The organism is Streptomyces sp. NPDC002209 (genome assembly GCF_042890265.1).
GTDB lineage: Bacteria > Actinomycetota > Actinomycetes > Streptomycetales > Streptomycetaceae > Streptomyces.
Genome location: NZ_JBIARX010000017.1, coordinates 1 through 22,915, shown reverse-complemented (window position 1 = coordinate 22,915; position 22,915 = coordinate 1). Strand labels below are relative to the sequence as shown.

At 71.6% G+C, this 22,915-nt stretch carries 24 protein-coding genes; 21 read left to right on the top strand and 3 right to left on the bottom strand.

Translation table 11 applies throughout. From position 1 onward, the window contains the following. Positions 1-198: 198 nt before the first annotated feature. The 12 genes from ACFYXK_RS26890 to ACFYXK_RS26835 all read left to right on the top strand — a co-directional run bounded on the left by ACFYXK_RS26890 (position 199) and on the right by ACFYXK_RS26835 (position 10,334). Positions 199-1,179 (top strand): sugar ABC transporter substrate-binding protein, encoded by a 981-nt coding sequence (locus ACFYXK_RS26890; RefSeq protein WP_383510034.1) that lies wholly within the window; start codon positions 199-201, stop codon positions 1,177-1,179. Then, the gene (locus ACFYXK_RS26885) at positions 1,176-2,207 is read left to right on the top strand and encodes an ABC transporter permease (RefSeq protein WP_383510037.1); all 1,032 of its coding nucleotides are present in this window, start codon (positions 1,176-1,178) and stop codon (positions 2,205-2,207) included. The genes ACFYXK_RS26890 and ACFYXK_RS26885 overlap by 4 nt, the downstream gene beginning before the upstream one ends. Further along, complete coding sequence (locus tag ACFYXK_RS26880) at positions 2,207-3,085, top strand: ATP-binding cassette domain-containing protein (protein WP_389413441.1); 879 nt, start codon at positions 2,207-2,209, stop codon at positions 3,083-3,085. Before ACFYXK_RS26885 ends, ACFYXK_RS26880 begins: the two co-directional genes overlap by 1 nt. 16 nt (positions 3,086-3,101) lie before the next feature. After that, positions 3,102-4,346 (top strand): ROK family glucokinase, encoded by a 1,245-nt coding sequence (locus ACFYXK_RS26875; RefSeq protein ID WP_389413440.1) that lies wholly within the window; start codon positions 3,102-3,104, stop codon positions 4,344-4,346. Next, positions 4,343-4,930 (top strand): hypothetical protein, encoded by a 588-nt coding sequence (locus ACFYXK_RS26870; RefSeq protein ID WP_389413439.1) that lies wholly within the window; start codon positions 4,343-4,345, stop codon positions 4,928-4,930. The genes ACFYXK_RS26875 and ACFYXK_RS26870 overlap by 4 nt, the downstream gene beginning before the upstream one ends. A 78-nt stretch (positions 4,931-5,008) precedes the next feature. Beyond that, entirely contained in the window at positions 5,009-5,641 is a 633-nt protein-coding gene (locus ACFYXK_RS26865) for an MBL fold metallo-hydrolase (RefSeq protein WP_389413438.1), read from the top strand. A gap of 30 nt (positions 5,642-5,671) precedes the next feature. Next, positions 5,672-6,457, top strand: coding sequence for an exodeoxyribonuclease III (locus tag ACFYXK_RS26860; protein ID WP_389413437.1), 786 nt, complete (start codon positions 5,672-5,674; stop codon positions 6,455-6,457). 66 nt (positions 6,458-6,523) lie between these two features. Continuing rightward, on the top strand, positions 6,524-6,964 hold the full coding sequence (locus ACFYXK_RS26855; RefSeq protein ID WP_383510051.1) for a DUF6278 family protein: 441 nt from the start codon (positions 6,524-6,526) through the stop codon (positions 6,962-6,964). 140 nt (positions 6,965-7,104) lie between these two features. Then, the gene (locus ACFYXK_RS26850) at positions 7,105-7,848 is read left to right on the top strand and encodes an amino acid ABC transporter ATP-binding protein (RefSeq protein WP_389413436.1); all 744 of its coding nucleotides are present in this window, start codon (positions 7,105-7,107) and stop codon (positions 7,846-7,848) included. An 11-nt stretch (positions 7,849-7,859) separates the two neighbouring features. Continuing rightward, positions 7,860-8,792 (top strand): glutamate ABC transporter substrate-binding protein, encoded by a 933-nt coding sequence (locus ACFYXK_RS26845; RefSeq protein WP_389413435.1) that lies wholly within the window; start codon positions 7,860-7,862, stop codon positions 8,790-8,792. Positions 8,793-8,808: 16 nt separating this feature from the next. Then, on the top strand, positions 8,809-9,453 hold the full coding sequence (locus tag ACFYXK_RS26840; protein WP_389413434.1) for an amino acid ABC transporter permease: 645 nt from the start codon (positions 8,809-8,811) through the stop codon (positions 9,451-9,453). Then, entirely contained in the window at positions 9,450-10,334 is an 885-nt protein-coding gene (locus ACFYXK_RS26835) for an amino acid ABC transporter permease (protein ID WP_389413433.1), read from the top strand. The genes ACFYXK_RS26840 and ACFYXK_RS26835 overlap by 4 nt, the downstream gene beginning before the upstream one ends. 241 nt (positions 10,335-10,575) lie before the next feature. On the opposite strand, the gene ACFYXK_RS26830 is transcribed toward ACFYXK_RS26835, so the two are convergent. Then, entirely contained in the window at positions 10,576-11,805 is a 1,230-nt protein-coding gene (locus ACFYXK_RS26830) for an Ig-like domain-containing protein (RefSeq protein WP_389413432.1), read from the bottom strand. A 216-nt stretch (positions 11,806-12,021) separates the two neighbouring features. On the opposite strand from ACFYXK_RS26830, the gene ACFYXK_RS26825 reads away from it, so the two are divergent. The 6 genes from ACFYXK_RS26825 to ACFYXK_RS26800 are packed head-to-tail and all read left to right on the top strand — an operon-like array spanning position 12,022 to position 18,846. Further along, positions 12,022-13,191, top strand: a complete 1,170-nt coding sequence (locus ACFYXK_RS26825; protein WP_389413431.1) for a lipid II:glycine glycyltransferase FemX — start codon at positions 12,022-12,024, stop codon at positions 13,189-13,191. Further along, the gene (gene murJ / locus ACFYXK_RS26820; RefSeq protein WP_389413430.1) at positions 13,188-14,867 is read left to right on the top strand and encodes a murein biosynthesis integral membrane protein MurJ; all 1,680 of its coding nucleotides are present in this window, start codon (positions 13,188-13,190) and stop codon (positions 14,865-14,867) included. The genes ACFYXK_RS26825 and murJ overlap by 4 nt, the downstream gene beginning before the upstream one ends. Before the next feature lie 40 nt (positions 14,868-14,907). Next, positions 14,908-15,591 (top strand): response regulator, encoded by a 684-nt coding sequence (locus ACFYXK_RS26815; protein ID WP_383510071.1) that lies wholly within the window; start codon positions 14,908-14,910, stop codon positions 15,589-15,591. Beyond that, positions 15,588-17,030 (top strand): ATP-binding protein, encoded by a 1,443-nt coding sequence (locus ACFYXK_RS26810; RefSeq protein ID WP_389413429.1) that lies wholly within the window; start codon positions 15,588-15,590, stop codon positions 17,028-17,030. The genes ACFYXK_RS26815 and ACFYXK_RS26810 overlap by 4 nt, the downstream gene beginning before the upstream one ends. Continuing rightward, complete coding sequence (locus ACFYXK_RS26805) at positions 17,027-17,530, top strand: hypothetical protein (protein ID WP_389413428.1); 504 nt, start codon at positions 17,027-17,029, stop codon at positions 17,528-17,530. Before ACFYXK_RS26810 ends, ACFYXK_RS26805 begins: the two co-directional genes overlap by 4 nt. A 44-nt stretch (positions 17,531-17,574) precedes the next feature. Beyond that, positions 17,575-18,846 (top strand): cytochrome P450, encoded by a 1,272-nt coding sequence (locus ACFYXK_RS26800; protein ID WP_389413427.1) that lies wholly within the window; start codon positions 17,575-17,577, stop codon positions 18,844-18,846. Here ACFYXK_RS26800 and ACFYXK_RS26795 read toward each other — a convergent pair. After that, the gene (locus ACFYXK_RS26795) at positions 18,806-19,531 is read right to left on the bottom strand and encodes a hypothetical protein (protein WP_389413426.1); all 726 of its coding nucleotides are present in this window, start codon (positions 19,529-19,531) and stop codon (positions 18,806-18,808) included. The genes ACFYXK_RS26800 and ACFYXK_RS26795 overlap by 41 nt on opposite strands. Before the next feature lie 113 nt (positions 19,532-19,644). Between ACFYXK_RS26795 and ggt the strand changes: the two genes are divergently transcribed. Next, the gene (ggt, locus tag ACFYXK_RS26790; protein ID WP_389413425.1) at positions 19,645-21,456 is read left to right on the top strand and encodes a gamma-glutamyltransferase; all 1,812 of its coding nucleotides are present in this window, start codon (positions 19,645-19,647) and stop codon (positions 21,454-21,456) included. A gap of 3 nt (positions 21,457-21,459) precedes the next feature. Here ggt and map read toward each other — a convergent pair whose 3' ends face one another. Further along, positions 21,460-22,227 carry a type I methionyl aminopeptidase gene (gene map / locus ACFYXK_RS26785; protein ID WP_389413424.1) on the bottom strand — a complete coding sequence of 256 codons (768 nt, stop codon included), beginning with the start codon at positions 22,225-22,227 and terminating at the stop codon, positions 21,460-21,462. A gap of 78 nt (positions 22,228-22,305) precedes the next feature. Between map and ACFYXK_RS26780 the strand changes: the two genes are divergently transcribed. Then, the gene (locus ACFYXK_RS26780; protein ID WP_053786654.1) at positions 22,306-22,557 is read left to right on the top strand and encodes a helix-turn-helix domain-containing protein; all 252 of its coding nucleotides are present in this window, start codon (positions 22,306-22,308) and stop codon (positions 22,555-22,557) included. A 96-nt stretch (positions 22,558-22,653) separates the two neighbouring features. Continuing rightward, positions 22,654-22,824 (top strand): hypothetical protein, encoded by a 171-nt coding sequence (locus ACFYXK_RS26775; RefSeq protein WP_389413423.1) that lies wholly within the window; start codon positions 22,654-22,656, stop codon positions 22,822-22,824. The last annotated feature ends 91 nt before the right edge of the window (positions 22,825-22,915 follow it).

Here is a 22,915-nt window from a genome sequence, read left to right as displayed (position 1 = left end):
CCCCGTCAGGGGGAGCTGTCAATCTGCCCGACAGTACCCGGATGGCCCAGATGGCCTCGAAGGCCCCGATGACCGCACATGGTCCACTGTGGCGGATACTGAGCGGCTGGAACCGGAATGACCGCTTTGACATCAGCAGCATGCAGGACGAGGGAAGGGCACGCAGACGTGGCTAGGGTTCGGACAGGGGTACGCGTCGTGGGCGCCGTGCTCGCGACGGTACTGGGAGCCTCCCTCGTGGGCTGCAGCAGTACGGGCGGCAAGCGTGCCGAGGACCGGGCGAAGGCCGCCCAGGCGGGCCGGCCCGCCGTGTCCACCCCGCGCTGGACCTTCGCGATGGTCACCCACGCGGGCGATGGCGACACCTTCTGGGACATCGTCCAGAAGGGCGCCAAGGAGGCCGCGGCGAAGGACAACATCAACTTCGTCTACGCCCACGACGACCAGGCACAGCAGCAGGCCCAGTTCGTGCAGAACGCCATCGACCAGAAGGTCGACGGGATCGTGGTGAGCCTGGCCAAGCCCGAGGCGCTCAAGGACGTCATCGGCAAGGCCGTCAAGGCCGGCATCCCGGTGATCACGGTCAACTCCGGATCCGCGCAGTCCGCCGAGTACGGCGCCCTCACCCACATCGGGCAGGACGAGACGATCGCCGGCGAGGCGGTCGGCACCGAGCTGACCAAGCGCGGCAAGAAGAAGGCGGTGTGCGTCCTGCACGAGCAGGGCAACGTCGGCCACGAGCAGCGCTGCGCCGGGGCGAAGAAGACCTTCGGCGGGGTCATGGAGAACCTGTACGTCGAGGGCACCAACATGCCCTCCGTCCAGGCGGCCGTCCAGGCGAAGCTCCAGGCCGATCCGTCCGTCGACGCGATCGTCACCCTCGGGGCCCCCTTCGCCCCGACCGCGATCAAGGCGAAGGACGCGGCGGGCAGCAAGGCGGAGGTCGACACCTTCGACCTCAACGCGTCCGTCGCCCGCGACCTCAAGTCCGGCGCCCTCGGTTTCGCCGTCGACCAGCAGCCCTACCTCCAGGGCTACGAGGCCATCGACCTGCTCTGGCTGTACCGCTACAACGCGAACGTGCTCGGCGGCGGCCGCCCCGTACTCACCGGACCGCAGATCGTGACGGCCGACGAGGCCGCCAAGCTGGAGGAGTTCATCAAGCGGGGCAGCCGATGAGCACGCACGCCGCCGTCGACGAGCGGCTGGCACCGACGTCCGTCGTGCGCAAGCTGCTCGCCCGCCCGGAGCTGGGCTCCGTGGTCGGCGCCGCCGCCGTCTTCGTCTTCTTCTGCATCGCCGCGCCCAGCTTCCTGCAGGCCTCCAGCCTCAGCACGGTCCTGTACTCGGCCTCCACCATCGGGATCATGGCCGCTCCGGTGGCCCTGCTGATGATCGGCGGCGAGTTCGACCTCTCCGCCGGTGTCATGGTCACGACCTCCGCGCTGGTGAGCTCGATGTTCAGCTACCAGATGACGGCCAACGTCTGGGTCGGCGTCGCGGTGTCCCTGCTGGTCACGCTGGCCATCGGCTTCTTCAACGGGTTCATGCTGACCCGCACCAAGCTGCCCAGCTTCATCATCACGCTCGGCACCTTCCTGATGCTGACCGGCCTGAACCTCGGCTTCACCAAGCTGATCAGCGGTTCGGTCTCCACCAAGACCATCGCCGACATGGAGGGCTTCTCCTCCGCGCGGGCCCTCTTCGCCTCACAGTGGAACATCGGCTCGGTCACCCTCAAGGTCACCATCCTGTGGTGGCTGGCCATCGTCGCCGTGGCCACCTGGATCCTGCTGCGCACCCGCGCCGGGAACTGGATCTTCGCGGTCGGCGGCGGGGCGGACGCGGCCCGCGCGACGGGCGTCCCGGTCGTCAAGACCCGTATCGGCCTCTACATGGGCGTCGCCCTGTGCGCCTGGATCTCCGGGCAGCACATCCTCTTCTCGTTCGACGTGGTCCAGTCGGGCGAGGGCGTGGGCAACGAGTTCCTGTACATCATCGCGGCCGTCATCGGCGGCTGCCTGATGACCGGCGGCTACGGCTCCGCCATCGGCTCGGCCGTCGGCGCCTTCATCTTCGGCATGACCAGCAACGGCATCGTCTACGCCCAGTGGAACCCGGACTGGTTCAAGTTCTTCCTCGGCGCGATGCTCCTGCTGGCCACGCTGCTCAACGCATGGGTCCGCAAGCGGGCGGAGGCGAAGTGATGACCGAGACCGTGCCCACGACCGCCTACGGGAAGACCCCCGCGCCGGCGCTCGTGAAGATGACCGACATCAGCAAGTACTACGGCAACATCCGCGCGCTCCAGGGGGTCTCCCTGGAGGTCCACGCCGGCGAGATCACCTGTGTCCTGGGCGACAACGGCGCCGGCAAGTCCACCCTCATCAAGATCATCGCGGGGCTGCACCGGCACGACGCCGGCAGCTTCGAGATCGAGGGCGAGGAGACGGCGCTCGCCAACCCGCGCGCCGCCCTCGACCACGGCATCGCCACCGTCTACCAGGACCTGGCCGTCGTCCCGCTCATGCCCGTCTGGCGGAACTTCTTCCTCGGCTCCGAGCCCACCAGGGGCCGCGGCCCCTTCCGCCGCCTCGACGTGGGGTTCATGCGCGAGACCACCCGCGCCGAGCTGCTGCGCATGGGCATCGACCTGCGCGACGTCGACCAGCCGATCGGCACCCTGTCCGGCGGTGAGCGGCAGTGCGTGGCCATCGCCCGCGCCGTCTACTTCGGCGCGAAGGTCCTCGTACTCGACGAGCCCACCGCCGCCCTCGGCGTGAAGCAGTCCGGCGTGGTCCTCAAGTACGTCGCCGCAGCCCGTGACGCGGGTCTCGGCGTGGTCCTCATCACCCACAACCCGCACCACGCCTACCTGGTCGGGGACCGGTTCGTGCTGCTCAAACGCGGCACCATGGCCGGCAGCCACACCCGCGACTCGATCACCCTGGACGAGCTCACCCGGCAGATGGCGGGCGGCTCCGAGCTGGACGAGCTGAGCCACGAACTGGAGCGGGTGGCAGAATCAGGACCGGACCACCCGTCCGGAGCAGCCGATCCGGCGTCCGGCCCCACCGCACCCTGAGGGACGACACGACTCGATGAGCACGTACCGGGACTTCACGCTCACCCACCGGGGGTCCGCGCGAGGCACCGTCCTGCGGACCATCGGGACCCGTGAGCGCCGGTCGCACCTGACCGCCCCGCGCGTCCCGACCGTCGGCATCGACATCGGCGGCACCAAGGTGATGGCCGGCGTCGTCGACGCCGACGGGATCATCCTGGAGAAGATCCGCACCGAGACCCCCGACAAGTCCAAGAGCCCCAAGGTCGTCGAGGACACCATCGTCGAGCTGGTCCTCGACCTGTCCGACCGGCACGACGTCCACGCCGTGGGCATCGGCGCGGCCGGCTGGGTCGACGCCGACCGCTCCCGCGTCCTGTTCGCACCCCACCTGGCCTGGCGCGACGAGCCGCTGCGCGACGCGCTGCAGTCCCGCCTCGCCGTCCCGGTCATGGTGGACAACGATGCCAACACCGCCGCCTGGGCCGAGTGGCGCTTCGGCGCCGGGCGCGGCGAGGACCACCTCGTCATGATCACCCTGGGCACCGGCATCGGCGGCGCGATCCTCGAGGGCGGCCAGGTCAAGCGCGGCCGCTTCGGGGTCGCCGGCGAGTTCGGCCACATGCAGGTCGTCCCCGGCGGCCACCGCTGCCCGTGCGGCAACCGCGGCTGCTGGGAGCAGTACAGCTCCGGCAACGCCCTGGTGCGCGAGGCCCGGGAGCTGGCCGCCGCCGATTCCCCGGTCGCGCACGAGATCATCGCCCGGGTCGGCGGCAACGTCTCGGAGATCACCGGGCCGCTCATCACCGAGCTGGCCCGGGAGGGCGACGCCATGTGCGTCGAGCTCCTCGACGACATCGGCCAGTGGCTCGGCGTCGGCATCGCCAACCTCGCCGCCGCCCTCGACCCCTCCTGCTTCGTCATCGGCGGCGGCGTCAGCGCCGCCGACGACCTGCTGATCGGTCCCGCCCGGGACGCCTTCCGGCGCCACCTCACCGGCCGCGGCTACCGCCCCGAGGCCCGGATCGCCAAGGCCCAGCTCGGCCCCGAGGCCGGCATGGTCGGAGCCGCCGACCTGGCCCGGCTCGTCGCCCGCCGCTTCCGCCGCGCCACGCGCCGGCGCGTCGAGCGGTACGAGCGCTACGCGCAGTGGGGCCTGATCGACTCCCCGGCCACCGCGAACCGCAAGGCCGCGGACGCCAAGGGAGCAGACCCCAAGGCCGCGGACCCGACGACCGCGGACCCGACGACCGCGGACCTCACGGACGGGGACACGCAGTGACACCGCCCACCCTGCCCCGCCAGGCACCCGCCCCCGACGAGGGGCGCACGCCGCTCCCGGCGGAGGACCGCAAGCACGTCGTCCGGCGCCGCTGGATCACGGCGATCATCATCCTGCTGCTGGTCGGCGTGCCCGCCGGCTACCTCGCCGTATCCGCCCAGCAGAGCCGCGAGAGCGGGCGCGACAAGGCCGCCAAGGTGGGCGCGACCAAGGTGCGCCCCGGCTGGCCGTCCAAGGTGCAGCGCAGCATCTACGAGGTGCCGATCCCGCCGAAGGCCTGGCGCGTCGGGTTCCTCGAGACCAACAACTGGCGCACCAGCCGGCTGTACGTGCAGTTCGCGGTCACCCCCGCCGACCTCGACTCCTTCCTCGCCGAGGTCGGCACCAGCCGGGCCGAGCTGAGCCGCGAGGTCTCCGTCGGGGCGCACGACGCCGCGGTCGCGGGCTGGAGCTGGGGCCCGCAGAACTCCTGGTACGGCACCACCCTGGAGCAGTCGAACCCGCGCCCGACCCGGGACGTCACGGTCGACCTCACGGACCCGGAGAAGCCCCGGGTCTACGTGGTGTCCACGGCGACCCCGTAGCGGCCGGCCCGGCAGCCCCGCGCGGCGGCCCTCGGCAAGGCCCCGGTGGCCGCGTCGTCCCGCCGCTAGCCTGGGATCATGAAGCTCACCAAGCGGCTGCACTCCTGTGTCCAACTGGAGAAGGACGGGCGCGTGCTCGTCATCGACCCGGGCGCCTTCAGCGAGCCCGACGCGGGGCTCGGGGCGGACGCCCTGCTCGTCACCCACGAGCACCCCGACCACTTCGACGAGGGCCGGCTGCGAGCCGCCCTCGATGCGAACCCGGCCGCCGCGCTGTGGACGCTGCGCAGCGTCGCGGAGCGGCTGGCCCCGGCCTACCCGGGCCGCGTGCACACCGTCGGCCACGGGGACGCCTTCACCGCCGCCGGGTTCGAGGTCCAGGTGCACGGCGAGCTGCACGCCGTGGTCCACCCGGACATCCCGCGGGTCACCAATGTCGGCTACCTGGTGGAGGGTTCGCTGTTCCACCCCGGTGACGCGCTGACCGTGCCCGAGGTGCCCGTGGACACCCTGATGCTGCCGGTGCACGCGCCCTGGAACAAGGTCTCCGAAGTGATCGACTACCTGCGCGAGGTCAAGCCGCGCCGGGCCATCGACATCCACGACGCCTACCTCTCGGACATCGCCCGGCCGATCTACGACCACGCCCTGGCCGCCCTGGGCGGCACCCACCACGGGCGGCTCGCCGCCGGAGAAGCCGCGCAGCTGTGACTGTCGGAGCCGGGCGGTAGGTTGGACGGCATGCGTATCGCCACGTTCAACGTCAACTCGATCACCGCCCGGCTGCCGCGCCTGCTGGCCTGGCTGGAGAGCTCCGGCACCGATGTCGTGTGCATCCAGGAGACCAAGTGCTCCGCGGAGCAGTTCCCGCACGAGCAGCTGCGCGAGCTGGGCTACGAGGCGGCCGTCAACGCCACCGGCCGGTGGAACGGGGTGGCCCTGATCTCCAAGGTCGGCCTGGAGGACGTGGTCACGGGCCTGCCCGGCGGCCCCGATTACGAGGGCGTCCAGGAGCCCCGGGCGATCTCCGCCACCTGCGGCGGGGTGCGCCTGTGGTCGGTGTACGTGCCGAACGGCCGCGAGGTCGAGCACGACCACTACGGCTACAAGCTGGACTGGTTCCGCGCGCTGACCACCGCCGTCGCCGAAGACGCGGCCGGCCCCCGCCCGTTCGCCGTGCTCGGCGACTACAACGTGGCCCCCACCGACGAGGACGTGTACGACCCGGCGGTCTTCGCGGGCCTGACCCACGTGACCCCCGCCGAGCGCGCCGCCCTGGAGGCACTGCGTGCCGCCGGGCTCTCCGACGTGATGCCGCGCCCGCTCAAGTACGACCGGCCGTACACGTACTGGGACTACCGCCAGCTCGCCTTCCCCAAGAACCGGGGCATGCGCATCGACCTGGTCTACGGGAACGAGCCCTTCACCAAGGCCGTCACCGACGCCTACGTCGACCGCGAGGAGCGCAAGGGCAAGGGCGCCTCGGACCACGCCCCGGTGGTCGTGGACCTGGCGCTGGACGCGTAGCCGGTCCCCGGACGGATCCCGCGCGCCCTGTGGCCAGCGCGGGATCCTGGTGCCAGGCTGGTCGGTATGAACATCCCCTTCCTGGACAACTGGCTGAACCGGAACGAAACGGAACGGGGTGCGGGGCTCGCCGCCGCCCTCGCGGACGACCCCGAGGGCATCAACGAGTTGTTCTCGGAATGCGAGATGCTGCGCGTCCACGCGCGGGCGGCCGGGCTGGAACTCGACGAGAGCCCGGCCTCGTTGGAGGCGCTCGACCAGCTGATGCCCCGCTGGCGCCGGGACCCGGAGGTCGTTCCCTGGCTCGGCAACGACGCGGGCCTCTACCTCGGGACGGTGATCATCCGGACCAAGCTGGGCTCCGCCTGGCGGGTGTGGCCCAACGGCCAGCCGGTGATCCGCCTGGCCTCGGGCCGCGAGCTGAACGTGGTGGAGTCGGGGGTGTCCTGGGCGATGACCGGATCCCCCGAGCTCTCCCAGGCCTACGCCGAAGCCTCCGAGGGCTGAGCCCTTCCACGGGAACGGCCAGGCCGTTTCATCACCGCGTGGGCTTTATGCCCTCTTTAGGCGTGTCGAGGCGAAGTGCTCTTCCGCGGCTGGATAGTTTGCGCTGACCTCGAGATTCCGACAGGTGGGCAGGGCAGCGCATGGCCGTCGATCCGTTGATCGAGCTGCGGGGCGTCAACAAGCACTACGGGGCGCTGCACGTACTCCAGGACATCAACCTCACCGTCGGCCGCGGGGAGGTGGTGGTGATCATCGGTCCGTCCGGTTCCGGGAAGTCGACCCTGTGCCGGGCCATCAACCGCCTGGAGACCATCGAGTCGGGCACGATCAGGCTCGAGGGCAAGCCGCTGCCCGACGAGGGCAAGGAGCTGGCCGCGCTCCGCGCCGACGTCGGGATGGTCTTCCAGTCCTTCAACCTCTTCGCGCACAAGACCGTCCTCGCCAACGTCTCGCTCGCGCAGACCAAGGTCAGGAAGCGCAAGAAGGACGAAGCCGACCAGCGCTCCCGGGAGCTGCTCGCCCGCGTCGGCCTCGCCGACCAGGCGCCGAAGTACCCCGCCCAGCTCTCCGGCGGCCAGCAGCAGCGCGTCGCCATCGCCCGCGCCCTGGCCATGGACCCCAAGGCGCTGCTCTTCGACGAGCCCACCTCCGCCCTCGACCCGGAGATGATCAACGAGGTGCTGGAGGTGATGCGGCAGCTCGCCGCCGAAGGCATGACCATGGTCGTGGTCACCCACGAGATGGGCTTCGCCCGCTCCGCCGCCAACCGCGTCGTGTTCATGGCCGACGGCAGGATCGTCGAGGACCGGACACCGGAGGCCTTCTTCACCGCCCCGGAGAGCGAGCGGGCCAAGGACTTCCTCTCCAAGATCCTCAAGCACTGAGGGGCGGTCCGATGAAGCCGACCCGCGGCGCGCGGCCGCGCGCCCGCCTGCGCCGCCTCCTGCTCGCCGCCGCCCTGCTGGCGGCCCTCGCCGGCTGCGGCAAGGAGGGCAGCCCCCCGGTCAAGGGCCCGCAGCCCGAGGACCTGCCGGCGTACGAGGTCGCGACGGACTTCCGGCTGCCGCAGTCCCCCACCTGGGAGAAGGCCCGGAAGCGCGGCCACCTGGTGGTCGGGGCCAAGGAGGACCAGCCGTACGTGGGGGAGAAGGACCCGGCGAGCGGCCGCTACTCCGGCTTCGACATCGAGATCGCCAAGATGATGTCGGCCTCGCTGGGCTTCGACCCCAAGACGATCGAGTTCAAGACGATCTCCTCCGCCAACCGCGAGACCGCCCTGCGGAACGGCCAGATCGACTACTACGTCGGCACCTACACGATCAACGACAACCGCAAGAAGCAGGTCGGCTTCGCCGGCCCGTACTTCATGGCCGGCCAGTCCCTGCTCGTCCGCAAGGACGAGAAGGACATCAAGGGCCCCGAGGACCTCGCCGGGAAGAGGGTCTGCTCCGCCGCCGGCTCCACCCCCTACCAGCGGCTCCAGAAGGACTACCCGCAGGCCGTCCTGGTCGCCTACGACACCTACTCGGTCTGCGTGGACAACCTGCTGACCTATCAGGTCGACGCCGTCTCCACCGACGACTCGATCCTCCTCGGCTACGCGGCCAAGGTCCCCGAGGAGCTCAAGGTGGTCGGCACGCCGTTCTCCCGGGAGCCCTACGGCATCGGCGTCCCGCGCAGCGACGACGCCCTGCGCTTCGCCCTCGACGACGCCTTGGAGGCGCACGAGAAGAACGGCGACTGGAAGAAGGCGTACGAGGCCACGCTCGGCCTCTCCGGCGTGCCCGCCCCGAAGCCCCCCGCCATCGACCGCTACCCGGCGAGCTGAGGGAGAGACCGCCACCATGGACGTACTCACGCAGAACTTCGCGCTCTACGGGAAGGGCTTCCTCGGGACGGTGCAGCTCACGGTCTACGCCTCGCTCCTCGCCCTGGTCCTCGGTTTCGTGATGGCCTCCTTCCGCGTCGCGCCCGTCGGCTCCCTACGTCTCTTCGGTACGGTCTGGGTCACCGTGTTGCGCAACACCCCGCTCACCCTGCTCTTCTTCGCGGTGCTGCTGGGCCTGCCGCGCTTCGGGCTGGTGCTGCCGTTCCAGGTCTTCGCGGTCCTGGCGCTGGGCTGCTACACCTCCGCCTTCATCTGCGAGGTCCTGCGCTCGGGCATCAACACCGTGCCCAAGGGCCAGGGCGAGGCCTCCCGCAGCCTCGGCATGACCTTCACCCAGACCCTGGGCGGGGTGGTGCTGCCGCAGGCCTTCCGCAGCGTCATCCCGCCCATCGGCTCGACCCTGATCGCACTCGCCAAGAACTCGGCGATCGCCGGCGCCTTCAGCGTCAACGAGCTGCTCGGCACGTACAAGACGCTCGGCGAGCTGGGCTACGGCGTCGTCTGGACCTTCGTCTGGATCGCCGTCGGCTACCTGATCATCACCCTGTCCATCAGCGCGCTCTTCAACGTGCTGGAGAAGCGCTGGGGGATCGTCCGATGACCGCGCACGCGCTCCACGGGGACCTCGAGTCCACCGCCCTCTACGACCTGCCCGGCCCGCGGGCCCGGCGCCGGCACTTCCTCTACGGGATCGCCTCGACGGTGGTGATCCTCGGTCTGCTCGCCTGGATCCTCTACCTCCTCTTCGACACCGCCCAGTTCACCGCCGCCAAGTGGAGCCCCTTCACGTACAAGGGCATCCAGGAACTGCTGCTCAGGGGGCTGGGGAACACCCTCAAGGCCTTCCTGTACGCCTCGGTGTTCTCGCTCGTCCTCGGCGCGGTGCTCGCGGCCGGGCGGCTGTCCGTGCACCGGCCGGTGCGCTGGGCGTCGACCCTGTGCGTGGAGTTCTTCCGGGCCATGCCGGTGCTGGTGATGATCTTCTTCATCTTCGTCGCACTGAAGGTCCAGCCGCTGCCCGCGCTGGTGGCGGGGCTGACCCTGTACAACGGCTCCGTCCTCGCCGAGGTCTTCCGTACGGGCATCGACTCGGTCGACAGGGGCCAGCGGGAGGCGGCGTACGCGCTGGGCATGCGCAAGACCCAGGTCATGACGTTCGTGCTCGCCCCGCAGGCGGTCCGGGCGATGCTGCCCACGATCATCAGCCAGCTGGTGGTGGCCCTGAAGGACACCTCGCTCGGGTACCTGATCACGTACGAGGAGTTCCTGCACGCGGGCAAGCTGATCGCCTCGAACCTCGACTACGACCTGCCGTTCATCCCGGTCGTGATGATCATCTCCCCGATCTACATCGGGATGTGCATGCTGCTCTCCTGGTTCGCCGGCTGGGTGGCGCGGTTCGAGCGGCGCAGCCCGAAGACCGAGGCGGTCGGCGTCGTCGAGGCCGAACCCGGAACGGTGCTGCCGGGCGCTCCACGGTAGCTCCGAAGAGCCGCCCCGTCCGGCAGCAGCCGCAGATCACTGCTCGCGCAGAGGTACCGAGACGTACGAGGGATCGGTGCGCGGCGAGGAGAAGGTCAGCTGTGCGCCGGTGGGGTCGTGCTCGGTGTCGCCCCGGTCGCCGCCCGGGCCTGGTGGAGGGCCAGGCCCAGGGCGGTCGCCGCCGGTACGGCCGCCACGGCAGCCGCGGCGGGGGTGGTGCGGACGGTGCGGACCTGCGGGATCAGCCGTTCTGCGGAGCGCCGCCCGCGCCGCCGGCCAGGGCGCTCTTGGCCTTCCACTCGTCCCAGGACAGGTTCCACTCGCCGTAGCCGTTGCCGATCTCGGCCTTGCCCTTGGAGCCGTCGCCGGTGACCTCGACCAGGTCGCCGACCTGGGCCATGGCGAAGAGCGCCTTCGCGTCGGAGTCGCTCATCCCCACGCAGCCGGAACTGGCATTGGCACGGCCGAAGTTGCCGGAGTTCCACGGCGCGGCGTGGATGTACATGCCCGACCAGGTCACCCGCATCGAGTAGTCGACCATCTTGTCGTAGGAGTCGCCCAGGCCCACCGTCTGGGAGTCCATCCGGATGGTGCCCTCCTTGGACATCAGCACCATCTTCCCGGACCAGGAGGCCTTCTGGCCGCCGGGCGTGCCCGCCGAGACCGGGATGGTCTTCACCGCCTGGCCGTCCTCGGTCACCGTCATCTTCTTGGTGTCGAGGTTCACCTGGAGCCGGCGGTCCTTGCCGATCTTGAATGCGGTGTCGTAGTCCTTGACGAACATCCCGCCGCCCTGGCCCGAGTCCACCCCGTTGAGGTTCATCTCGACCTTGACGTCGGTCCCGGACTTCCAGTACTCCTTCGGCCGCCAGTCCACCCGGTCGTTGCCGGTGTAGTCCTTGAACCAGCCCCAGGAGCCCTCGGTGTTGTTCGAGGTGGTGACCTTCAGGTGCTTCTCGACCTCGGCCTTGTTCTTCACCGGGTTGTCGAACACGATCGAGATCGGCTGGGCGATGCCCACCACCGGGTTGGCCTTGCCCGGGTTGATCGTGACCTTGTTCACCTTGTCCGCGGCGACCGTCTTGAACTGGGCGCTCGCGCTCTGGCTGTCGGTGTTCTGCGCCTCGACCTTGTAGTCCGTGCCCGGCGAGGCATTGCGCTCGGACGTCCAGGACTTGCCGTCGTCGGCTATCTTCCCGGGCAGTTCACCGCCCTTGCCGTCGGACACCTTCACCAGGGACAGCTTCCCCTCGGTCAGGGTCACCTTCACCGGCTCGCCGGGCTTGGCCTGATCGCCCGTGAGGTTCACGGATATCGCCATGTCTGGCTTCTTCTTCATCTCCGCCTTGCCGGAGTCGCTCCCGCCGCTCCCGCCGGAGCCGCCCCCGCAGGCGGTCAGCGCGGCGGCCATGAGTGCGGTCCCGGCCAGCATGGCGTGGCGACTGCGTGCGATACGGCGTGTGCGGCTCAACGAAACCCCTCCAAGTAATGATCGTTCGCAAAAGGAGATGCGAACGGCACGACTGTAGGTTGCACAATCCGCCGAAAAGATCCGACTTTCGGTTGTGACGTGGACCGCAGCGAAACGGTCATCGTCCGGTCACAATCGCCGCGCACTGCGGTCACGGGCGCCTGTGAGAGTCCTGTGCGTCCTGCTTCCCCGGACGTACAGGAAGGCCGATCCGCCGTGTGCGCACTGCTCGTGACCCCCGCCCAGCGAAACCAGTCCCCGGAGCGGGAGCTGAGTGTGCGTTCGCTGTCCGTTGCGGAATACCAGGCCTTCCTTTCGCGAAACCGGAATGCCAGCTTTCTCCAGTACCCGTCGTGGGCCGCGGTCAAGGACCTTTGGCGCTCGGAACGGGTCGGATGGCACTACCCGGACGGGCAAATGGCAGGTGCCGGACTCGTCCTTTACCGCCAATTCCCCGGCACCCGCAAATATTTCGCCTACCTCCCCGAGGGCCCCGTCGCCGACTGGTCCGACCCCCACATCGACCGGTGGTTGGACCCCCTCAAGCGCCACCTGCGCGCGGCCGGCGCGTTCGCCGTCCGGATCGGGCCCACGCCCGCCTACCGTCGCTGGGACGCCGCCGACGTCAAGTCCGCCACCGGCCCCGGCCTGCAGATATCCGACGTGCTCGCCACCGAGGTCGACCCGGTCGGCGCGGCCCTCGCCGACCGGCTGCGCACCCGCGGCTGGACGCGCTGCGGCGGCGAGGACGACGGCGACGCCCAGCCGCGCCACGTCTTCCGCGTGCCCCTCGCCGGCCGCTCCCTCGACGAGCTGTGGTCCGGCCTCAACCAGGAGTGGCGGCGCAACGTGCGCAAGGCCGAGAAGTGCGGCGTGGAGACGATCCTCGGCACCGCCGCCGACCTGCCCGAGTTCTACCGGCTGCTGCGCATCACCGAGGAGCGCGACGGCTTCCGGCTCGGCCGCTCGCTCGCGTACTACCAGCAGCAGTACGAGGCCCTCAACGCCGAGTCGCCCGGCCGCATGCGCCTCTACCTGGGCATCCACCAGGGCGAGATCCTCGCCGCGCACACCATGATCGTGGCCGGGCGCCGGGTCTGGTACCAGACCGGCGCCTCCGCCGACCACCGCCGCGAGGTCCGCCCCAGCAACGCCCTGCAGTGGCGCATGATGCGCGACGCCCACATCCTCGGGGCGGACGAGTACGACATGCGCGGGGTACCCTCCACCCTTGACCCCGACGAACGATCTTTCGGGCTGCTGCGCTGGAAGCTCGGCACCGGCGGGCAGGTCGTCGAAACGCTCGGCGAGTGGGAGACCCCGATGGACGGCTACACCAACACGGCCCTGTACAAGGCCTTCCAGGCCTACATGGCCCGCCGGTGACCTCCACCGACACGAGAACGGCCCCCGGCCCGTCCGCCGACGGCGCGGCCCGCCCGGCACCGGCGAAGACCTCGGTGCTGCGCAGCGGCGCACTCATGGCGGCCGGCTCGATCGTCTCCCGCGCCACCGGCTTCGTCCGCTCCGCCGTCGTCGTCGCCGCACTCGGCACCGAGCTGCTCGGCGACAGCTACGCCGTGGCCAACACCGTTCCGAACATCCTGTACATGCTGCTCATCGGGGGCGCGCTCAACGCCGTCTTCGTCCCCGAGCTGGTCCGGGCCGCCAAGGAGCACGAGGACGGCGGGGCCGCTTACACCGACCGGCTGCTGACCGCCTGCACCGCGGCGCTCGTCGTGCTGACCGCCGTCGCCGTGCTGGCCGCACCGCTGATCGTGTCCACGTACACGCCCTACACCGGCAGCCAGGCGAGCACCACCGTGGCCCTGGCCCGCTACTGCCTCCCGCAGATCCTCTTCTACGGGCTGTTCACCCTGCTCGGCCAGGTCCTGAACTCCCGCGGCCGGTTCGGCGCGATGATGTGGACCCCCGTCCTCAACAACATCGTGATCATCGGCGTCTTCGGGCTCTTCCTCTACCTGTCACACGGCTCCGCGACCGGTCTCACCGCCGGCGAGACCCGCCTGCTCGGCCTCGGCACCACCGCCGGCATCGTCATCCAGGCCCTCGCCCTGGTCCCCTCGCTGCGCGCCGCCCGCTTCCGCTGGCGCCCCCGCTTCGACTGGCGCGGCCAGGGCCTGGCCCGCCCGCTGCGCAACGCGGGCTGGCTGGTCATGCTCGTCTTCACCAACCAGATCGGCTACTGGGTCGTCACCCGGCTCTCCACCGCCACCGGAAACCGCGCCGTGCTGGCCGGCCTCGCGGGCGGCGCCGGGTACACCGCCTACAGCAACGCCTACCAGCTGTGGATCGTCCCGCAGGGCATCGTCACCGTCTCGCTCGTCACCGCCCTGATGCCCCGGATGAGCTCCGCGGCCTCCGACGGCGACCTCGGCGCGGTACGCCGGGACGTGTCGTACGCGCTGCGCTCCAGCGCCGCCCTCGTCGTCCCCGCCGCCGCGCTGTTCGCCGCGCTCGCCCCCTGGATCGTGGGCAGCGTCTTCGGGTACGGGCGCACCGGCGCCGCCGACATCGAGGTCATGGCGGGCATGCTCCTCGCCTTCGCGCCCGGCCTGATCGCCTTCTCCGGCCAGTACGTCCTCTCGCGCGCCTTCTACGCCCTCTCCGACACCCGGACCCCGTTCTTCCTGAACCTGGTCATCGCCGCCCTGAACGCCGGGCTGTCGGCCGCCGCCTACGTCCTGCTGCCGCTGCGCTGGGCCGTCACCGGCATGGCGGGCGCCTACTCCGTCGCGCTGTTCGCGGGCCTCGCGGTCACCGCGTACACCCTCGCCCGGCGGCTCGGCCCGCGCACGGGGACCCGTACCGAGCGCCGCACCACCGCGGTCCGCACCCACCTGAGGCTGCTGGCCGCCTGCCTGCCCGGCGCCGCCGCCGGGTACGCGGCCGCCCGGGCCGCCGACGGCCTCGGCGACTTCGCCGCGCTCGGCGCGGGAACCGCGGCGCTCGCGCTCGTCGTCGTACTCCTCGCCAGGCCGCTGGGCCTCACGGAGATCACCGACCTGCTGGACTCGCTGCGACGGAAAATCGGCCGTTAGCAGGAGAACGAGCCTTCGAACCACCTTGGATAATGACCGGATGCCACGCGTACTGCTGATCGAGGACGACCCTTCCATCCGGGAAGGGGTGGGCCTCGGCCTGCGCCGCCGCGGCCACGAGGTGGCCGCCGCCGAGACCGGCGAGGCGGGCCTCGCGCTGATGGGGAGCTTCGTCCCGGAGCTGGTCCTGCTCGACCTCATGCTGCCCGGGATGAACGGCGTGCAGGTCTGCCGCCGCATACGCGAGACCAGCCAGCTCCCGATCATCATGCTGACCGCCCGCGGCGACGACTTCGACATAGTCGTCGGCCTGGAGGCCGGCGCCGACGACTACATCGTCAAACCCGCCCGCACCGAGGTCATCGAGGCCCGCATCAAGGCCGTGCTGCGCCGCCTCGGCGCCCCGGCGGGCAGCCGCCCCGAGATCGAGTTCCACGGCGAGCTCGCCATCGACCGCGCCGGGCTGACCGTCGCCAAGAACGGCGAACGCGTCCCCCTCGCCCCCAGCGAGATCAAACTCCTGCTGCACCTGTCCGCCTCGCCCGAACAGGTCTTCTCCCGCCAGCAGCTCCTCGAATGCGTCTGGGACCACAGCTACCACGCCGACGCCCGCCTCGTGGACGCCTGCGTACGCCGCCTGCGCACCAAGGTCGAGGACGGCGACGGCAGCCCCCGCTACATCCAGACCGTGCGCGGCTTCGGCTACCGGTTCGGCCCGCTGTGAGGCGCATCGCGCCCCTCGGGCTGCGCACCCGGCTGATCGCGGCCTTCCTCCTGGTCGCCGCGATCAGCGCGGTGACCACCGCCGCACTGACCTACCAGCAGGCCCGCACCGCGATCCTCAAGCAGAGCCAGGACACCGCGGTCATCACCCTGCGCGACGTCCTCGGCACCCAGCCCCTCGACCTGCCGCTGGACCAGGAGCAGCTCCAGCGCGTCGTCAACGACCTGGCCAAACGGGGCAAGCCGAACCCGTGGAACATCTTCGCGGAGTACGGCACCCTGCGGGCCTCCAGCACCACCGCGCCCACCTCCACCGTCGTGACCGAGCAGCTCCGCCGCCAGGTGACGGCCCATCCGCACGGCGCCTTCCAGCGGGTGACCGACGCCTCCGGCACCCCGTACCTCACCGTCGGCATGCCGGCCGTCTTCGTCCACAACGAGACCCGGGAGCCCACCGGCCTGGTCATCTTCGCGACGATGCGCCTGACCACCGAGGGCAAGACGATCGAGGCCATGGTCCAAGCCGCCAAGCGCGGCGCCGTCCCCGGCCTGGCCATCGCCGTCGTCCCCGCCCTGCTCGCGGCGCGCAGCGTACTGCGCCCCGTACGGGACATGCGCCGCGCCGCCCAGCGCCTCGGCCGCGGCCGCCTCGACACCCGCATCGAGGTCCGCGGCGCCGACGAGCTCGCCGGACTCGCCCGCACCTTCAACGAGACCGCCCGCGCCCTCGAACAGTCGGTGAACGAACTGCGGGACGCCGAGATCCGGGCCCGCCGCTTCGCCTCCGACGTCTCCCACGAACTGCGCACCCCGCTCTCCGGGATGCTCGCCGTCACCGAGGTCCTGGACGAGGACGCCGAGCGCCTCGATCCCGACACGGCCGCCGCCCTGCGGCTGGTCAGCGCCGAGACCGGCAAGCTCGCCGTCCTCGTCGAGGACCTCATGGAGATCTCCCGCTTCGACGCCCGCGCGGCCGAGCTCAACCTCGACGACGTGGACATCGCCGAGGCCGTGCGCAAGACCCTCGAGCTCCGCCACTGGGACGACGGGCGGGTGGTCACCGAGCTGCCGCGGCAGGTCCGCGCCCGGCTCGACCCGCGCCGTTTCGACGTGGTCCTCGCCAACCTCGTCGGCAACGCCCTCAGGCACGGCGGCGCCCCCGTCCACGTCACCGTGCGCACCGAACCACGGCCCGGCGGCCCCCGGATGCTGATCGAAGTCGCCGACAGCGGGCCCGGTATCGCCCCCGAGGTGCTGCCGCACATCTTCGACCGCTTCTTCAAGGCGGACGCCGCCCGTACCCGCTCCGCGGGCAGCGGCCTCGGCCTCGCCATCACCCTGGAGAACGTCCGGCTGCACGGAGGCACCCTGCGCGCCGCGAACGGACCGGCCGGGGGAGCCGTGTTCACCCTCGACATGCCGCTGGAGGCCGACGCATGACCCCGCCCAGGACGGCCGCGGCCGCCGCCTTGCTGCTGGGCGCACTCGTGCTCACCGGCTGCGGGATCAAGCCCACGGGGGTCATCGAGAGCGGAGACGCCGCGAAGGTGGTCTACCCCGACGCCCACACGAAGGGGACCGTCTACTTCGTGATGGCCGACGGGCGGCTCGCCCCCGTACCCGAGAAGGATCAGCCCGCGGATTCGCCGGTGTCCGTCCTCATGCGGCTGCTCATCGGCCCCCTCGACCAGGAGAAGGCCGCGGGCCTGCAGACCCAGGTGCCCGCGCCGCCCGACAGGAAGCCCCCCTTCGGCCTCTCGGCGAGCATCGTGTCGGGGGAGACCCTGGAGGTCCGGGTGCCGTTCGCGGTCGCCGGCCTGTCCGAGACGGCCCGCCGCCAACTCGTGTGCACGGCGGCCTCCGTCAACCCGCGCTACGGCGTGGTCCTGCACGGCCCGGACACCTCGGTCGGACCCGCCCGCTGCGACCTCGGCGGCTGATCGCCCCCTTGCGGGACGGTCGCCGGTCCCGCCACCGTGGCCCCATGGACCCCGCCGCGTACGTACCCGACGTCTTCGACCCCCGGATCCACGGCGCCGGGATCCCGTACGAGAGCTACCGGCTGCTGCGGGACCGGCACCCGGTCGCCTGGCAGGAGGAGCCGGAGATCCGGGGCTGGCCCGCCGGCCCCGGCTTCTGGGCCGTCACCCGGCACGCCGACGTGGTCCGGGTGCTGCGCGACCACGCCACGTACTCCTCCTGGCTCGGCGCCACCCAGATCCGCGATCCCGACCCGGCCGACCTGCCGTTCCTGCGGCGCACCATGCTCAACCAGGACCCGCGGCGCAGCGCGGGCGACCACGGCCGGCTGCGCCGGCTCGTCTCCCGCGCGTTCACCCCCGCCCGCGTCGACGCCTTCGCGGGCCGGGTCCGCGACCGGGCCCGCACCCTGCTCGCCACCGCCCGCGCGAAGGCCGAGGGCGGCGCCGCCGACCTGGTCCGCACGGTCACCGACGAGTATGCGCTGCTCAACCTGACCGACCTGCTGGGCGTCCCGGCCGCCGACCGGGGCCTGCTGCTGGAGTGGACCGTACGGATCATCGGCTACCAGGATCCCGAGGACGCGCCCGCGCCCCTGCTCGGCCCTGACGGAAAGCCGCTCAACCCGCGCTCCCCGGCGCTGCTCGGCGAGATGTTCTCGTACGCCCGGGAACTGGCCGCCCACAAGCGCGCACACCCCGGCGACGACGTCATGACCGCGCTCGCCGAGGCCGGACTGGACCCGGCCGAGCTGGAGATGTTCTTCTTCCTGCTCACCGTCGCCGGCAACGACACCGTACGCAGCGCCGCCCCCGGCGGACTGCTGGCCCTGGCCCGCGACCCGGGCGCGTACCGGCTGCTCGCCGAGGGCCGGGCCCCGATGCACACCGCGGTCGACGAACTGCTGCGCGTCCACCCGCCGGTGCTCAGCTTCCGCCGCACAGCCGCCGTCGACACCGAACTCGCCGGGCAGCCGGTCCGCGCCGGGGACAAGGTCGTGGTCTTCCACGCCTCCGCCAACCACGACGAGCGCGTGTTCACCGACCCGCAGCGCCTCGACCTGGGCCGGACGCCCAACGCGCACGTCTCCTTCGGGGACGGCCCGCACGTCTGCCTCGGCGCGCACTTCGCCCGGCTCCAGCTGCGCGTGCTCTACGAGGAGTGGCGGGCGGCCATGCCGGCCCCGGAACTCGCGGGCCCGCCGCGCCGGCTGGTGTCGAACTTCATCAACGGGATCACGCGGCTGCCGCTGCGGGTGTCCGGGCCGGCCGGGTGACGTCGGCGAGCAGCTCGACCACGTCCGGGCCGTACGCATCGGAGTTGTTGACCTTCAGCACCACGCAGAAGGAGTCCCCGCGGTAGCGGCGCGCCAGGTCCTTGTGGTGGCGTGCCAGGTAGCGGGCGCCCGCCTGGTTGCTGATCGCGGTCTGCCCGGAGACCAGGAACACCGGCCGGCTCCCCGGCCCGCTCGTCAGCCGGGCCAGCAGCACGTGGTCGATCTGGCCCTTCTGCCAGCGGTACGTCTCCTCGCCGACGCGGATCGCGCCGCGGTCCGGACCCGGCTCGGTGGACAGGTCGACCCGGACGCCCGGCAGCATGGAGGCCAGGTGCGCCGCCGTCCGGGCATTGGACACCGGCCCGCCCACGCAGAACTCGGCGCGCTCGCCGAAGCCCTGGCGGACCGAGTCGTGGGAGACGATCTGGAGATTGGCCCCGCAGTCCTTGATCAGGGCGGATATCTCCAGCAGCGCGAACGCGTCGTTGCGGTGCACCGACCCCTCGGTGCCGCCCATCTGCCGGTTGACGACGAACAGGCAGTCGGAGCCGGTGGGCAGGCCGAAGAAGGCCTGCTTGCGGCGCAGCGTACGGCGCCACAGATAGGTCCGGGAGAACCAGCCGAAGCCGCCGCTGATGGCGGTGGCCACCACGCCGAGCACGATGTTGCGCACGTCTTCGTTCATGCGCGGATGCTAGCCCGCACCGGGTCTTCCTGACGCGGGGGGTGCGGTGAAGTTACAGTGCCGAGTTCAGGCCTGTCCGGTGGGGTCCGACGGGCCGTCGACTGGAGGTACGGATGCATCGTTCCGCCACACGTCAGTTAGCGCTCGTCGCCCTCGCCGGAGCGCTGGTGTCCACCGGCGCGGCGGCCCCGCCGTCACAGCCGGCGTCCGCGGGGGGCACTCCCGCCAAGGTCCCGGTCGCCGCCGGATACGGCGGGGCCGTCGCCAGTGTCGACGCCGACGCCTCCGCCGCCGGCATCGCGGTCCTGCGTTCCGGCGGCAACGCCGTGGACGCCGCCGTCGCGACGGCGGCCGCGCTCGGGGTGACCGAGCCGTACTCGGCCGGCATCGGCGGAGGCGGCTACTTCGTCTACTACGACGCCGAGTCCCGCCGGGTGCAGACCATCGACGGCCGCGAGACCGCGCCCGCCACGGCCACCGCCGGCCTCTTCCAGGAGAACGGCGTCCCCATCCCGTTCGAGCAGGGCCAGACCAGCGGCCGCTCCGTCGGCGTCCCCGGCACCCCGGCCACCTGGAAGAGCGCCCTCGACGCCTGGGGCACCCGCCCGCTCGGCCAACTCCTGAAGCCCGCCGAGAAGCTGGCGCGCGACGGGTTCACCGTCGACCCGACGTTCCGGGCCCAGACGGAGCTCAACCAGAGCCGCTTCAAGGACTTCCCCGACACCAGGAAGCTCTTCCTGCCGGGCGGCGCCCTGCCGGTGGTCGGCTCCACCTTCAAGAACCCCGACCTGGCGGCCACGTACGCGGAACTGGCCCGCAAGGGCACGGGCGCGCTGTACCGGGGCCCGATCGCCGAGGACATCGTCCGGGCGGTGCGCAAGCCCCCCGTGGACCCGGCCGCCACCCGGATCGTCCGCTCGGGCGATCTGACCACCGGCGACCTGCGCGCGTACGAGACCAAGCGGCAGGCCCCGACGCAGGTGAGCTACCGGGGCCTCGACGTGTACAGCATGGCGCCCTCGTCCTCGGGCGGCACCACCGTCGGCGAGGCGCTCAACATCCTCGAGCGCACCGACCTCTCGAAGCTGTCCGAGACCCAGTACCTGCACCGCTTCATCGAGGCCTCGCGGATCTCGTTCGCCGACCGCGGCCGCTGGGTCGGCGACCCGGCCGCCGAGGACGTGCCGACGCGTGAGCTGCTCTCGCAGCGGTTCGCCGACTCGCGCGGCTGCCTGATCTCCCCGGACCGGACGCTGACCAGCCCGCTGGCCCCCGGCGACCCGCGTCACCCGGCGGCCTGCGGCGGCTCCGGCCAGGCCGCCCCGACCACGTACGAGGGGGAGAACACCACGCACCTGACGGTCGCCGACCGCTGGGGCAACGTCGTCTCGTACACCCTGACCATCGAGTCCACGGGCGGCAGCGCGATCACCGTCCCCGGCCGCGGGTTCCTGCTGAACAACGAGCTGACCGACTTCTCCTTCGCCCCGGCGGCCCCCGGGGTCCCGGACCCGAACCTGCCCGGCCCCGGCAAGCGGCCGCGCTCGTCCATGTCCCCGACCATCGTGCTGGAGCACGGGCGGCCGGTGCTCGCGGTGGGCTCCCCGGGCGGGGCCACCATCATCACCACCGTCCTGCAGACCCTGACCGGGCACCTGGACCGGGGGCTGCCGCTGGTCGACGCCATCGCCGCGCCGCGGGCCAGCCAGCGCAACCAGACCACCACCGAGCTGGAGCCGGGCCTGTGGAACAGCCCGCTGCGCACCGAACTGGAGGCGCTGGGCCAGGGGTTCCGGCAGAACCCGGAGATCGGCGCGGCCACCGGGGTCCAGCGGCTCCCGGACGGGCGCTGGCTGGCCGCCGCCGAGACGAGTCGGCGGGGCGGGGGCTCGGCGATGGTGGTCCACCCGCACGGCAAGCCGTAGGAGTCAGGGTGTGGTGAGGATCCTCGGGCCGTCGGCGGTGATCGCGACCGTGTGCTCCGCGTGCGCGGCGCGACTGCCGTCGACGGTCCGCAGGGTCCAGCCGTCCCCGTCGCAGCGGTAGTCGTCCGTACCGCCGGCGACCAGCATGGGCTCGATCGCGAGGACCATGCCGGGGCGCAGCTTCATGCCGCGCCCGGGGCGGCCCTCGTTGGGCACGCCCGGGTCCTCGTGCATGCTGCGGCCGATGCCGTGGCCGCCGAACCCGTCCGGGACGCCGTAGCCGGCGGACCGGCAGAGCGAGCCGATGGCGTGCGCGATGTCCCCGATCCGGTTGCCGGGCAGCGCGGCGGCGATGCCGGCCGCGAGGGCCGCCTCGGCGGTCTCGATCAGCCGCAGGTCGGCCGGGCGCGGCCGGCCGACGGTGAAGCTGACCGCCGCGTCCCCGACCCAGCCGCCGAGCTCCGCCCCGCAGTCGATGCTGACCAGGTCGCCGTCGCGCAGCCGGTAGGTGCCGGGGATGCCGTGGACGATCGCGTCGTTGACCGAGGTGCAGATCACCCCGGGGAAGGGCACCGGCGCGAAATCCGGCCGGTAGCCGAGGAACGGCGAGCTCGCGCCCGCCCCGGCGAGCACCTCGCGGGCCACCCGGTCCAGGTCCAGCAGGGACACCCCGACCCGTGCGGCCTCCCGTACGGCGGCCAGGGCCTCGGCGACGACCCGGCCCGGGGCGCGCATGGCATCGATCGACTCTTCCGTCTTCAGTTCCACCATGCCAATAACTATACCGGTATATCTATCCCGGTATAACTTTCACGGGATAGTTATTGGGGGAGCGGGTAGGATGCAGGCATGGTCCGCACCCCTCTCACCCCCGAAGAGCGCGAGCGCGGCGAGCGCCTGGGCGCACTGCTGCGCGAGGCCCGCGGCGGCCGCAGCATGGTCGAGGTCGCGGCGAGCGCCGGCCTGTCCGCCGAGACGCTCCGCAAGATCGAGACCGGCCGCGCGCCGACCCCGGCGTTCTTCACCGTGGCCGCCGTGGCCGAGGCGCTCGGGCTGTCCCTGGACGAGGTGCTGCGCCGCTGCGCGTTCGTGCCCGCCTGACGCCGCGCGGACCTGCGGGTTCTTTCGGGCGGGCCCGGCGGGCCGAACGGCCCAATCGGTGGTGGGAGCGGCCGGGCGCGGGGCAAGCGTGAAGGCGTGTCAGCCTCGAACGCTTCCAAGCGACTCGCCTTCGCGCTCCTGGGCGCCCTCCTGGCGGCGGGTCTGCTGCTTGCCGTCTGCGCGGCGCCGCAGGGCCGGGCCGATGCCGGGCGCCAGGGCGAGGCGGCTCTCCGCGGCGCGGGCGCCGCGGTGCGCCCGACCCCCTAGGGGGTGTCGTCAAAGTAGCGTCGTCCGCCCGTGAGGGCGGGGTCGGCGGGGTCTGGTGCGTGTGATCGCAAGGCGGAGGAGGGAGGCGACG